The organism is Mesorhizobium sp. CA7 (assembly GCF_020165015.1).
GTDB lineage: Bacteria > Pseudomonadota > Alphaproteobacteria > Rhizobiales > Rhizobiaceae > Mesorhizobium.
Genome location: NZ_JAIUHH010000013.1, coordinates 84059 through 97532 on the forward strand (window position 1 = coordinate 84059; position 13474 = coordinate 97532).

The window sequence follows — 13474 nt, forward strand, 5'->3', positions numbered from 1 at the left end:
TACGTCGGCGTTGAGCCAGGTTCCTACGAGGAGCCGGGTGCCGCAGCGGTCACCCGCCACACCGTGTTGCCGACATCGTCGGCGATCAGCAGCGCGCCGGATTTATCAACGGCAACACCGACCGGGCGGCCCCTCGCCTCGCCCTTGTCGTTGAGGAAGCCGGTGACGACATCCTGCGCCATGCCGTTGGGATGCCCGCCGCTGAACGGCACGAAGACGACCTTGTAGCCGTTGAAGCGGGAGCGGTTCCAGCTGCCATGCTCGCCGACAAAGGCGCCGCCGCGATAGGATTGCGGCAGGTTGTTCGCGGTGTAGAAAGCAAGCCCGAGCGGCGCGACATGCGAGCTCAGCGCGTAGTCCGGCGGGACGGCCTTCGCCACCATGTCCGGCCGCTGCGGCATCACGCGCGGATCGACATGCTGGCCATAGTAGCTGTAGGGCCAGCCATAGAAGGCGCCGTCCTTCACCGAGGTCATATAGTCCGGCACCAGGTTCGGCCCGAGCTCGTCGCGCTCGTTGACCACCGTCCAAAGCGCCTTGCTTTCAGGTTCGAACGTCAGGCCGTTGGGATTGCGCAGCCCGCTGGCGAAAATGCGCGAGCGGCCGGTGGCGCGGTCGACCTCCCAGATCGCAGCGCGGTCCTTCTCGGCCTGGATGCCGTTCTCGGTGATGTTGGAGTTCGAGCCGACGCCGACATAGAGCAGCGAACCGTCTGGGCTCGCCACCAGGCTCTTCGTCCAGTGGTGATCGATCGGCCCGCCCGGCAGTTCCGTCAGCACCTTGCCCGGCGCCGTGATCTTCGTGTCGCCCGGCTGATAGGGATAGCGCATGATGGCATCGGTGTTGGCGACATAGAAGTCGTTGCCGACCAGCGCCACGCCGAAGGGCGCGTTGAGATGGTCGAGAAACACGCCCTGGTAATCCGGCTTGCCGTCGCCATTGGTGTCGCGCAAGATCGTGATGCGGTTGCTCGGGCCGGTGTCGCCGCCAGAGGTGACCCAGCTTTCGACCAGACCCATGACGATGTCCTTCGGCCGCTTGACCGACGCTTCTTTCGGCGCCTTGGACTCCACCACCAGGATGTCGCCATTGGGCAGCATGTAAAGCGAACGCGGATGCTGAAGCCCCTTGGCCATCGCCTCGATCTGCAGGCCTTGCGCGACCGTCGGCTTTTCATCGTTCTTCCAGCCGACCACCGAGGCAAGATGCATCGGCGGGAATAGGTATTGCGTTATCTCCGGCAGTTTCGGATTCGGGCCGATCTGTGCGTTCGGGTCGGTGTTGTCATCGCTGCAGCCGGCAACGCCCAGGGCCATTGCGCAGCAAAGCGCCACGGTCGTCCATTTGATTGCGCTGTCAAGTCGCCTCATCGGCCACTCCTACATGATGGCGATAGACCAGAGCCCAGCCGAGCCAGCCGGTGAAGATCAAGATAATCACCACCAGCGCCGACAAGATCAGCCCGGTCGGCACCACGGACGTCCAGGCATCGCGCGTGTGGACGAGCATGTTGAAGAAGGACAGCACGAGCACGACGAGGTTACCTCCCATGTGCAGCCATGCGGTCGGCTGAGCGCGTATCTTGCGGTCCCCAAGAAAGTCGGTAAGTCCTGCAATGGCGGCCAGGATGGCGACAATGACACCCACGGTCAGCAGCCAGGCCGAGAAATTGGCCCAGGTCATTTCCGCTGTCCGCCAGTAGGCAATATCGGTGAGCAAGGTCCCGACGAAACAGGCGATCGGGATGGTGACAAGCATGGGATGGATGGGATGGCCGGCAATGCTCGCCGTGGATTGCGGATTTTCCATGCGGAAGCTCCTTTCCGCGCTGCAGCTTGGATGTAACAGCGCAAAAAGGCGAATGTTCCGCCGGAATTTCTCGCGCTCACCGGAAGGTGAACGTCCGATTGTCAGCCCGCAGGCTACCGCTGGCTAGGCCTTCGCGGCTTGGTCAGCTCCGCGGGTGGACCTGCGGTATCGCCTCGTCGAGCGAGCGCTCGAACGCATCGACCAAGGCGTCGACCTGCGCCTCGGTGATGATCAACGGCGGACAGAAGGCGATCGCATCGCCCATATTGCGCGAGATGACGCCGTTCCGCTGCAGCAAGCCGTTGACCAGCGCGCCGAGCGCTGCCGGCTTGCCCCAGGGAGCCTTGGTTGCCTTGTCGGCGACGAGCTCGACGGCGGCGATGAGACCGACGCCGCGCACCTCGCCCACCAGCGGATGCGAGGCGAGTTGACGCAACCTCGCCTGCAGATGCGCGCCGACCTTGCGCGCATTGCCGACCAGGTCGCGCTCCTCGATCAGCTTGATATTCTCCAGCGCGACGGCGGCGGCGACCGGATGACCGCCGCCGGTGAAGCCGTGGCCGAAGGTGCCGATGCGGTCGCTCTCGTCGGCGATCGGCTCGAACACACGATCGTTGATCAGCAGCGCCGAGATCGGCAGGTAGGACGAGGAAATCTGCTTCGACAGCACCATGATGTCTGGCTTGATGCTGAAGGTGTGCGAACCGAACATCTTGCCGGTGCGGCCGAAGCCGCAGATCACCTCGTCGGCCACCAGCAGGATGCCGTATTTCGCCAGCACCGCCTGGATCTTTTCCCAATAGCCGGCGGGCGGAACGACGACCCCGCCGGCGCCCATGATCGGCTCGCCGACGAAGGCGGCGATCGTTTCGGGTCCCTCGGCGAGGATGAGCTTTTCCAGCTCCTCGGCGAGTCGCGCGGAAAACTGCTCCTCGCTCTCGCCAGGCTCGGCGTCGCGCCAGTGGTGCGGTGTCGACGTGTGCAGGATATTGGCGATCGGCAGGTCGAAGGAGAGATGGTTGTTGGGCAGGCCGGTCAGGCTTGCCGACGCGATGGTGACGCCATGATAGCCGCGCTTGCGGCTGATGATCTTCTTACGCGCCGGCTGTCCAAGCGCGTTCGATCGATACCAGATCATCTTGATCGCGGTGTCGTTGGCCTCGGAGCCGGAATTGGTGAAATAGGCCTTGTTCATCGGCACCGGCGCCATCTGCACCAGCTTCTCCGCGAGATCGATCAGCGGCGAATGCGCCTTGGAGCCGAAGTCGTGATAGAAGGGCAGCTTCGACATCTGTTTTGTCGCCGCCTCGACCAGCCGCTTTTCCGAGAAACCGACGGCGACGCTCCACAGGCCCGCCATCGCCTCGATGTAGCGGTTGCCGGCAATGTCCTCGACATAGATGCCGTCGCCCTTTTCGATGATCAGCGGACCGGTTTCCTGATGCTTGCGGGCGTTGGTATAGCCATGCATGTGATAGCGGATGTCGCGGGCTTCAGGCGAATTCGGTGTGGCATCCATCATGATGGCTCCTGTGTGCAGGCGTCAAAGCGGAAATAGGACCGCTCCTCTGATCGAGAAGTCCGAAGATTCCGCCTTGCATTGTGGCGGTTGATGCCTCATCGCGCTGGCTGATCGCAAGAGCCGCGACGTCGGGATCGATAGCGCCAACAAGCTTCGGCCTGTCTCGGCAATGATATAAGTGACGCGCAGCAGGATCAGGACGTGGAGCAGGTCGATTGCATCATCGCGGGCGCCGGCGTGATCGGTCTGGCGATTGCGCGCAAATTGGCGGCGCTTGGCCTCGAAACCCTGATCGTCGAAGCGGCGGACGCCATCGGCACCGAAACGAGTTCGCGCAACTCCGAAGTCATCCACGCCGGCATCTATTACCCGCAGGGTTCGCTGAAAGCCCGGCTCTGCGTCGCGGGACGCGATATGCTCTATCGCTACTGCGCCGGCCATTCGGTCCCTCATCGCCGCTGCGGCAAGCTGATTGTTGCGACCGACGAGACGCAGGAACCGGTGCTGGCCGCCATTCGCGCCAACGCCAACACCTGCGGTGTCGATGACCTGCGCTTCCTGACCGCTGAGGAGGCGCAAGCGCTGGAGCCGGCGCTGCATTGCACCGCAGCACTACTCTCGCCCTCGACCGGCATTGTCGACAGCCACGGGCTGATGCTTGCCCTGCTCGGCGATGCCGAGGAGAGCGGCGCAATGCTCTCGCTCAATACCCGCATCGTCTCGGGCCGCGCCGAGGCCGACCGCATCGTTCTGCGGACGATGGATTCCGCGAGCGGCGCAGAGTTCGAGGTCGCCGCACCGCGCTTCATCAACGCGGCCGGTCTCGGCGCGGTCGCGCTTGCCGGCTCGATCGAAGGCTTCGGCCGGCAATTCCTGCCGGCGCTTCGCTACGCCAAAGGCAATTATTTCTCGATCGCCGGGCGGGCGCCGTTTTCACATCTGGTCTATCCCGTGCCCGAGCCTGGCGGCCTCGGCGTCCATCTGACCCTCGGCCTGGCCGGCATCGCCCGTTTCGGGCCTGACGTCGAGTGGACGGACACAATCGACTATCGCGTCGATCCAGCGCGCGGCGAGCGCTTCTATGCCCAAATCCGCAAATACTGGCCCGATCTGGCCGACGACAGCCTGCAGGCAGCCTATAGCGGCATCCCGCCGAAATTGTCAGGGCCGGGCGACGCCAACAGCGACTTCATGATCCAGGGTGCCGCGACGCATGGCGTCGACGGCTTGATCAACCTCTTCGGCATCGAAAGTCCCGGCCTGACCTCCAGCCTGGCGATCGCCGACCATGTGGCGCGCATCCTGACGCCGAAAATCACCCAAGGCAGCGGGCATGCCATTTCAGGTGATCGTCCATGAAGGTCGAGATGAAGTTGTAGGAATGGTCGTAGCCTTCCTGCATGCGCAGGGTGAGGTCGATCCCTGCCTTCTTGCAAGCTTCTTCGAGCAGCCATGGGCGCAGGCCGTCCTGCAGGAAGCCGTCAGCGGTGCCCTGGTCGACGAGGAATTCCGGGAAGCGCTTCCCATCCTCGATCAGGAGCGTGGCGTCATAGGCGCACCAGTTCTTTTCGTCCGCTCCGAGATACTTTTCGAAAGCCGGCCGCGACCACCCGGCCGTCGACGGCTGCACGATCGGCGCGAAGGCCGAGCAGCTCCGGTAGCGCTCGGGGTTCTTGAGCGCGATCGTCAGCGCGCCGTGCCCGCCCATCGAATGGCCGAAGATGGCCTGGCGTGACATGTCGGCGGGAAAGTTGGCGGCGACGAGCGCCGGCAATTCCTCGGCGACGTAGGAATACATCCGGTAGTTCTTGACATAGGGCTCTTGCGTCGCGTCGAGATAGAAGCCGGCGCCGCAGCCGAACTGCCAATTGTCCTTTTCGTCCGGAACGTCGGGTCCGCGCGGGCTGGTGTCGGGACACACGACGACCAGCCCGAGCTCGGACGCCATCCGCCGGTACTCGCCCTTGTCCATGACATTTGCGTGCGTGCAGGTCAGGCCCGACAGGTACCACAGGACCGGGAGCCGCCCGTCCTTGGCCTGCGGCGGCACGAATACCGCAAAGGTCATGTCGCAGGCGCAGACTTCGGAAGCATGCGAATAGACGCCCTGGATTCCGCCATGCGATTTGGAGATGGAAACGACCTTCATCAGCCCTGCCTCTCGCGGGAAAATCTCAATCCGGCATAACCGCCGGTCGGAGCCTGCGCAACCGTACGCTTGGCAAAACTGTCGAGGCGATGGAACAGCCCGGCGCTCGTTAGCCCCGCCGGAGCAACAGCGGCCTGTGCCGCCGCCCATCGATGCATCGCCGAGGCAAGACGCGCGTTGCGCGTCCGATTATCTGAACACCCTTCTGGCTTTCCTTGTTTGAGGTCGCCGCCAGCGGGAGTAATAGTCGCGTCGGAATTCATGAGGAGGAGATGATGACGCTGAACTTCGACCCGAAGGCGAAGGCCGCCATGCTCTACCATGGCGAATTCCGGCCGATGTTCATCGGCGGCAAGTGGGTCGCGGCGCAATCCGGCCAGCAGATGCAGGCGCTGAACCCGGCGACGGGCGAAGTGCTGGCGACGGTGCCGCGCGGCGGAGCAGCGGATATCGACGCTGCAGTGGCCGCGGCACGCGCGGCCTTCGAAGGCCCGTGGTCGAAATTTTCGCCCTACGAGCGGCAATGCGTGCTGCTCAGGATCGCCGACCTGTTCGAGAAGCATTGGGAAGAGCTCAGCGTCTCCGACACGCTCGACATGGGGTTGCCGATCACCCGCACGCTGGCCAACCGGCGCCGGGTCATCGGCATGCTGCGCTTTTATGGCGGCATGGCGACCGCGCTGCACGGCGAGACGATCGACAATTCCATCCCCGGCGAGATCGTCACCTTCACCCGGCGCGAGCCGGTCGGCGTCGTCGGCGCGATCATTCCCTGGAATGCGCCCACTGCCGCCTCGATCTGGAAGATCGCGCCGGCTCTGGCCACCGGCTGCACCATCGTGCTGAAGCCGTCGGAGGAGGCATCGCTGACGCCGCTCTTGATCGCGAAGCTGATGCAGGAGGCCGGCGTCCCCGACGGGGTTGTCAACATCGTCACCGGGACGGGCGCCGAGGCTGGCGCGCGGCTTGCCGAGCACCCGGATGTCAACAAGATCGTCTTCACCGGCTCGACGCTGACCGGCCAGGCGATCGCGCGCGCCGGCGTCGCCAACCTCAAGCGCATCTCGCTGGAGCTCGGCGGCAAGTCGCCGATCATCGTCTGCCGCGACGCCGATATCGACAAGGCCGTGCCGGTCGCGGCGATGGCGGTGTTCGTGCATTCGGGCCAGATCTGCATCGCCGGCTCGCGCCTGTTCGTGGCGCGCGAGATCCATGACGAGTTCGTGCGCCGGGTCGCCGAGTTCGCCGGCAAGTTGCGCGTCGGCCACGGCATCGAGGCCGAGACCGAAATCGGGCCGCTGATCAATGCCAGGCAGGCCGGCAAGGTGGAAGGCTACATCAAGGCGGGCAGCGACGAAGGCGCCAAACTGGTCGCCGGCGGCTCGCGGCTGACGGGCGAGCTCTATGACGGCGGCAATTTTATCGCCCCGACCGTCTTCGGTGCGGTGTCTGACAAGATGACGATCGCGCGCGAAGAAATCTTCGGGCCGGTTATCTCAGCCATGCCCTTCGACACGCTGGATGAGGTTGTCGCGCGTGCTAACGCGACGCCTTACGGCCTCGCGGCCGGCATCTTCACCACCAATCTCGGCGCCGCGCACAAGCTCGCACGTCGCGTCAAGGCCGGCTCGGTCTGGGTCAACATGTATCACGCCATCGACCCGGCCGTGCCGTTCGGCGGCATGAAGATGTCCGGCTACGGCCGCGAAGGCGGCGTCGAGCACCTGCACGAATATCTGGAGACGAAGGCGATTTGGATCCAGACAGACTGATATTCAGGTGAGGCCGGCCTGCGGCGGCTCGGTTTTCAATCCTGCGACGCTCGGTTTCTCAGGCCTGCGGCGGCTCGCCGGCATAGGCGCGCGCGATAAGAGCCCGGATCGGTTCCCGCTCCAGCACCCGCGGATTCCAGTACGGATTGGCCAGCGCGCGGTCCGCCGCGATGTCGATCCCGTCTGGCGGCATGCCTATCTCAGATAGAGCGCGTTTAGCTCCGATCCGGCCAGCGAGATCGTAGAGAGCCACGGCAGGATCATCCGCCTTCAGCACGGCCCGCAGGGTTTCCATGACGGCCGGAACCGCGGGCGCGTTGTAGGCCAGCGCATGCGGCAGCACGATCGTATGGGTCTCCGCGTGCGGCAGATCGAAACTGCCGCCGAGCGTGTGGCAGAGCTTGTGGTGCAGCGCCATGCCGACCGAGCCGAGGCAGATGCCGCAGAGCCAGGCGCCGTAGAGCGCCTCGGAGCGAGCGTAGCGGTCATGCGGGCTCCCGGCGATGACCGGCAAGGCGCGCACCAACGCGCCAATGGCCTCAACGGCCATCAGATTTATCACCGGATTGCTTTCCCTGGCATAGAGCGCCTCGACCGCATGGGCGATGGCGTTCATGCCGCTTGTTCCCGACAAGGAAGCAGGAAGCGTCATCGTCAGGTCGACGTCGTAGATCACCACTTCCGGCAGCACCTTCGGGCTCGACTGGGTGACCTTCACGCCATCCTTCGTCTCGCCGAGGATCGGCGTCATTTCCGAGCCGGCATAGGTCGTGGGCATCACGATCTGCGGCAGGTCGGTGCGCAAGGCGATCGCCTTGGCGAGGCCCGTCGTGGAGCCGCCGCCCACCGCAACCAGGCCGTCGGCCTGGAGTTCCTTCACGACCCGCAGCGCGTCCTCGGTCACCGATACCGGCGTATGCATCGTCGCCTTGGCATAGACGCCGGCGGCCACGCCGCCCAGCGATCCGGCAAGACGCCGGACATCAGCCTCGCGCGGCGGCGTTGCCAGCACGAGCACGCGTTTCAGCCCGAGCCGGTCGATCTCTTCCGGCAATCTTGCGATGGTGCCAGATCCGAAAACGACGCGTGCCGGCTGGCCGTTATAGACGAAGCTTTTCATCGAGCCTCTCCTCCGTCAGCCGCGATTCTCGACACGCAGCAGGAAGGGATTGATGCCGACGCTTTGCCAGACATTGGCGGCATTGAACGGATCGGTCAATTAGTGTCCAATATGGACAGACGCTAGCCGGATGCCGTCGTGACGGCTTGCGACGAAGAGGCGCGCGCTGACCGGTAGCATGCGCGGTCCGGGATTGCTCGCCACCGGAAGCGGACATCGACCGGTCGCACCATGCCGTCGGGAACAAGCGCAGCCGCGATATCGCCGTAGTCTCAGGCGATCCGCTGCTCGAACTGCGCGATGTCCGCGCTCTTGCGCAGACCGGTCGCGACGACGGACACGCGGAACTTTCCCGCCAATGCGTGGTCGAAGATAGCGCCGACGATGATGTCGGCATCCGCGTCGACTTCTTCCCTTATCCGTGTCGCGGCTTCGTCGACCTCGAACAGGGTCATGTCCATGCCGCCGCAGATTGACACCAGCAGCCCCCTGGCGCCGGACATGGAGGCTTCATCGAGCAGCGGATTGGCAATCGCCGCCTCGGCTGCGATCTTGGCGCGCCCCTCCCCGGAGGCCTCGCCGGTTCCCATCATCGCCCGGCCCATGTCGCGCATCACCGACTTCACGTCGGCGAAATCGAGATTGATCAGGCCTTCCTTGACGATCAGGTCCGTGATGCAGCCGACACCCGCGTAGAGAACGCGGTCCGCCATGGCAAAGGCGTCGGCGAATGTTGTCCTGGCGTCGGCGACCCTGAAGAGGTTCTGGTTTGGAATGACGATCACCGTGTCGGCGCTCTCGCGCAGCCGTTCTATGCCTTCCTCGGCCGCCTGAGTCCTGCGCTTGCCTTCGAACACAAAAGGCTTGGTGACCACGGCCACCGTCAAGATGCCGGCATCGCGCGCGGCACGCGCGATCACGGGCGCCGCACCGGTCCCCGTGCCGCCGCCCATCCCGGCGGTGATGAAGCACATATGCGTTCCCGCCAGGTGATCCATGATCTCGTCGATGGATTCCTCCGCTGCGGCACTGCCAACCTGGGGTAGCGATCCGGCGCCCAGGCCCTCGGTCACATGCGCCCCCAGCTGGATCAGCCGCGACGACTTCGACATGGTGAGTGCCTGCGCGTCGGTGTTGGCGACGACGAACTCGACGCCCTGCAGCCCTTCGGCGATCATGTTGTTGACGGCGTTGCCGCCGGCGCCGCCGACCCCGACAACGGTGATCTTGGGCCTCATCTCCAGGATTTCCGGCTTGGCGGTCATTTTCTCATCTTTCTACCGTGGGTACCTGCTGCGCCGCCGCACGATCATGCGGAACCGGAACAACAAGCACACGAATCAGGCGATCCCCACCAACCGCAGGGAATCAGAGCGGGCGCCTCCCTGCAAGGTCCGCTGACATTCTGCAAGCGCAAACGCCTCGGCCAGGAGCCGGAAAGCGTCTGGACGCTGGGATGATTCGAGCCGTTGCAAGAAATTCTATTGCGTCACCGAAGTGGAGGTGCCCCAGGTGTCCGACAGCACGTAGCCTTGCGGATAGGGATCGGTCGGATCGAGATAGTAGTTGTGCTCTCCTGTGATCCAGGCCCTGCCGGTTATCTGCGGCACGATTGCCTTGCGCCCGGCGACTTCGGCGAGCTCGAGGATCTTGCCGGTGAAGCGCGAGCCGATGATCGATTCGTGGATCAGCACCTCGCCTTCCTTCATCTGGCCCCGCGCCTGCAGCACAGCCATGCGGGCCGAGGTGCCGGTTCCCGTCGGGCTGCGGTCCGAGCGCCCGGGCGAAACGATGCAGGTGTTGCGCGTGACGTTGCCCGGTCCTTGGAACGGCATGGCGAATTGCACGATGGACACACCGCGCACATTGTCGAACTGCGGATGCACGACATCGAGCTGCTCGCGCGCCGCGCGGCGGACTTTCTCGCCGACCACGGCCAAGTCGCGCGCCTCGTCGGGCGTGACCGAGAAGCCGAGCGCGGGCGCATCGATAATCGCGTAGAACATGCCGCCATAGGCGATATCGGCCTTGATCGTGCCGAGCCCTTCCACCTCGATGTCGGCATCGAGGCGCTCGGCGAAGGCGGGGGCATTGCGCAGCGTGATCGACAGGCATTTGCCGTCGCTGCATTCGGCGCGCACCTCGATGACGCCGCCGGGCATATCGAGCTTGAAGCGCGTCTCCGGCTCCTGCATCGGCACCATGCCGGTCTCGAGCAGCACGGTGGCGACGCAGATCGTGTTGGAGCCGGACATCGGCGGATATTCGGTCGGTTCCATGATGATGGCGCCTGCGGCGCAATCCTCGCGCGTCGAGGGCAACAGGAGATTGACATGCCGGGCAACGCTGCCGCGCGGCTCGCAGATCAGCATGCGCCTGATATGGTCGTGATCGCGTTCCATCGTGATCATCTTCTCCATCATCGTGCGGCCGGCAGGCGGCAGCACGCCGCCCACGATGACATCGCCGATCTCGCCCTCGGCGTGGCAGCCGACGACGCGGATGCTGGTTCTGGTGCGCATTGCTTTCTCCCCGTCCGCCGCGACTATCGGCCTGTTTCATGTTCCGGCGGATCGGCGCCGCAACCCCGACCTGACACGCCCGCTTGAGCCTGCCTGCCGATGGCGGCCCGAAGGATACCATCGCCCATTGGCGGCGCCATTATGTCTTTACGGATTTAAGGGCCGGGCGCGAAGCCGAGCCCGTTTGGAAGTCAAGCCAGCCCGAACCGCTCGACGGCGCGCATGATGCCGCGCAGTTCGGCGAGGCCCTTGAGCCGGCCTATCAGCGAATAGCCCGGATTGATCCTTGTCTTGCCGATGTCGTCGGCGAGGAGGTGCCCATGGTCTGGCCGCATCGGAATGCGCCAGTCGGCGCGGCCTTCCTTGCGGCGGCGCGCTTCTTCCTGCATCAGCGCGAGGATGACATGCGCCATGTCGGTGCCGCCCTCGAGGTGCTCGGCTTCATAAAAGGAGCCGTCGCCCTCGATGGTGACGTTGCGCAGATGGACGAAATGGATGCGCTCGGCGAACTCCTTGACCATGGCGACAATGTCGTTGTCGGCGCGCGTGCCGTAGGAGCCGGTGCAGAACGTCAACCCGTTGGCCGGGCTGTCGACGGTATCGAGGATGAAGCGCGCATCCTCGGCGGTCGAGACGATGCGCGGGAGGCCGTAGAGCGAGAATGGCGGATCGTCGGGATGGATGCACATGCGCACCCCCTCCTCCTCGGCCACCGGAATGATCTCGCGCAGGAACCAGGCCAGGTTCTCGCGCAATTCCTTCGGTCCGATTGCATCATAGTCAGCCAGGGCCTCGCGAAAGCTGTCGCGGTTGTAGGCGCGCTCGGTGGCGGGCAGGCCGGCGATGAGATTGCGCTCGATCCTGTCGATCTTCTCGTCGCCGAGCTCCTTCAGCCGCGCTTCCGCCTCGGCGATGCGGGCAGGCGTGTAGCCGTCCCGGGCATTCCGGCGCTTCAGCACGAACAGATCGTAAGCCGCGAAATCGATCGCATCGAAGCGCAGCGCATAACCCGTCGTCGGCAGGCGGTAGGCCAGATCCGTCCGCGTCCAGTCGACCACCGGCATGAAATTGTAGCAGATCGTCGCGATACCGGCCTTCGCCAGGGCGCAGATCGTGTCCTTGTAGAAACCGACATAACGGAGCCGCTCCGGCGAACCGATCTTGATCGAGTTGTGGACCGGAATGCTCTCGACCACCGACCAGGTCAGCCCCGCCGCCTCGATGATGCGCTTGCGCTCGAGAATGTTTTCCAGCGGCCAGACACGCCCGTCATAGATGTCGTGCAGGGCCGAGACCACGCCTGTCGCACCCGCCTGCTTGACATGATCGAGTGTTACCGGATCGTCCGGGCCATACCAGCGCCAGCACTGTTCCATTGCCGCTTTCCTCCGCGAGGTGGGCAACTTATTGTTGGACGACAACGAGAGTCAAATAGGCCCGCGACAGGCTGGCGTACGCCTATCTGACGAGCCGCTATCTCGATTTCGGCCTGCGGTTCCAGACGGAAGAGCCGGCTTCCGAGACGTGACCAAAGGAGTTCGGCAATGAAGGATTTTGACGGCAAGGTCGCGCTGGTGACCGGAACGACCGGGATCGGTCTCGCAACTGCCAGGCGCCTCGCCGCCGGAGGCGCTGCGATCGTCGCCTGCGGCATCGACCGTTCGGCCAATGCCGCGATGCGAGCGCAGTTGGAAAGCTCCGGGGCCGGCGCGCTGGTCGTGGACACCGACGTCTCCGTGCCGGACCAGGTCCGCGGGGCCATCGCGGCCGGAGTCGAGCGTTTCGGCGGCCTCGACGTGATCGTCAATTCGGCGGCGGTCCATCCCTATGGAACCGCGACGACGACCGACTGGGAAACCTGGAACAAGGCGATGACGGTCAATGTCGGCTCGATCTATCTGACCGCCCATTTCGGCATTCCGGAAATGATCAAGCGCGGCGGCGGCGCCATCGTCAATGTCGCCTCGGTGCAGGGTTTCGCCTGCCAGCAGAACGTCGCCGCCTATGCCACCACCAAGGGCGCCATCCACACGCTGACGCGTTCGCTGGCGCTCGACTATGCGGCAGCCGGCATCCGGGTCAATTCGGTCAGCCCCGGCTCGATCCGCACGCCGATCCTCGAGAAGGCCGCGCGCGGCGACAACGGCAGCGATGCCGATGTCGAGGAAGCCTACAGGCGCTTCGGCGCGGCGCATCCCCTCGGCCGCATCGGCGAGCCCGAGGAAGTGGCGGAGCTGATCGCCTTTTTGTGCTCTTCCAAGGCCGGCTTTTGCACCGGCGCGGACTACAAGATAGATGGCGGCCTGACCGCCGGCATCGGCGTGAAGTGACCATGAAGATCGATCTTGGCCTTTACCGGGAGTCGCGCCAAAGAGCAGCGTTCCCGGCTCTTTGCGCACGTCGCCGATCTAGTCGACGACCTTGCCACGCCGTGGCGCGTCAGCGTTGCTGTTGCTGCACCCCGACTGTCGGATCAGGCCACGAGTCGGCGCTGCCGACCGACGCCAACCGCCTTCACCCGCTGGCTCCGGCTGGCGGTGGTCCGCCTGTCAGATGCCTGTGGGTCTCGAAAATGCGTAA

Annotated in this window: 11 protein-coding genes; 3 read left to right on the forward strand and 8 right to left on the reverse strand. The window is 64.6% G+C overall.

What is annotated here, in order from left to right:
- Positions 1 to 23: 23 nt before the first annotated feature.
- From LB552_RS21025 to LB552_RS21035, 3 genes are all read right to left on the reverse strand, one after another.
- Positions 24 to 1316, reverse strand: coding sequence for a PQQ-dependent sugar dehydrogenase (locus tag LB552_RS21025; RefSeq protein ID WP_411966392.1), 1293 nt, complete (start codon positions 1314 to 1316; stop codon positions 24 to 26).
- Positions 1317 to 1356: 40 nt separating this feature from the next.
- Entirely contained in the window at positions 1357 to 1809 is a 453-nt protein-coding gene (locus LB552_RS21030) for a DUF2231 domain-containing protein (protein ID WP_224609948.1), read from the reverse strand.
- A 142-nt stretch (positions 1810 to 1951) separates the two neighbouring features.
- Entirely contained in the window at positions 1952 to 3328 is a 1377-nt protein-coding gene (locus LB552_RS21035; RefSeq protein WP_224610035.1) for an aspartate aminotransferase family protein, read from the reverse strand.
- A 204-nt stretch (positions 3329 to 3532) separates the two neighbouring features.
- Here LB552_RS21035 and LB552_RS21040 point away from each other — a divergent pair, with 204 nt between their 5' ends.
- Positions 3533 to 4690 carry an NAD(P)/FAD-dependent oxidoreductase gene (locus tag LB552_RS21040; RefSeq protein WP_224609950.1) on the forward strand — a complete coding sequence of 386 codons (1158 nt, stop codon included), beginning with the start codon at positions 3533 to 3535 and terminating at the stop codon, positions 4688 to 4690.
- On the opposite strand, the gene fghA is transcribed toward LB552_RS21040, so the two are convergent.
- A complete protein-coding gene (gene fghA / locus LB552_RS21045) occupies positions 4647 to 5480 on the reverse strand; it encodes an S-formylglutathione hydrolase (RefSeq protein WP_224609952.1) in 834 nt (277 codons plus the stop codon). The genes LB552_RS21040 and fghA overlap by 44 nt on opposite strands.
- A gap of 275 nt (positions 5481 to 5755) precedes the next feature.
- On the opposite strand from fghA, the gene LB552_RS21050 reads away from it, so the two are divergent.
- A complete protein-coding gene (locus LB552_RS21050) occupies positions 5756 to 7252 on the forward strand; it encodes an aldehyde dehydrogenase family protein (RefSeq protein ID WP_224609954.1) in 1497 nt (498 codons plus the stop codon).
- 58 nt (positions 7253 to 7310) lie between these two features.
- Here the strand turns inward: LB552_RS21050 and LB552_RS21055 are convergent, their stop codons facing one another.
- From LB552_RS21055 to uxuA, 4 genes are all read right to left on the reverse strand, one after another.
- On the reverse strand, positions 7311 to 8372 hold the full coding sequence (locus LB552_RS21055) for a maleylacetate reductase (protein WP_224609956.1): 1062 nt from the start codon (positions 8370 to 8372) through the stop codon (positions 7311 to 7313).
- A 272-nt stretch (positions 8373 to 8644) separates the two neighbouring features.
- Complete coding sequence (gene ftsZ / locus LB552_RS21060; protein ID WP_095769817.1) at positions 8645 to 9637, reverse strand: cell division protein FtsZ; 993 nt, start codon at positions 9635 to 9637, stop codon at positions 8645 to 8647.
- A 216-nt stretch (positions 9638 to 9853) separates the two neighbouring features.
- Positions 9854 to 10894, reverse strand: coding sequence for a proline racemase family protein (locus LB552_RS21065; RefSeq protein WP_224609958.1), 1041 nt, complete (start codon positions 10892 to 10894; stop codon positions 9854 to 9856).
- A 191-nt stretch (positions 10895 to 11085) separates the two neighbouring features.
- On the reverse strand, positions 11086 to 12270 hold the full coding sequence (gene uxuA, locus LB552_RS21070) for a mannonate dehydratase (protein ID WP_224609960.1): 1185 nt from the start codon (positions 12268 to 12270) through the stop codon (positions 11086 to 11088).
- A 168-nt stretch (positions 12271 to 12438) separates the two neighbouring features.
- Between uxuA and LB552_RS21075 the strand changes: the two genes are divergently transcribed.
- A complete protein-coding gene (locus LB552_RS21075; RefSeq protein ID WP_224609962.1) occupies positions 12439 to 13224 on the forward strand; it encodes an SDR family NAD(P)-dependent oxidoreductase in 786 nt (261 codons plus the stop codon).
- Positions 13225 to 13474 lie beyond the last annotated feature (250 nt).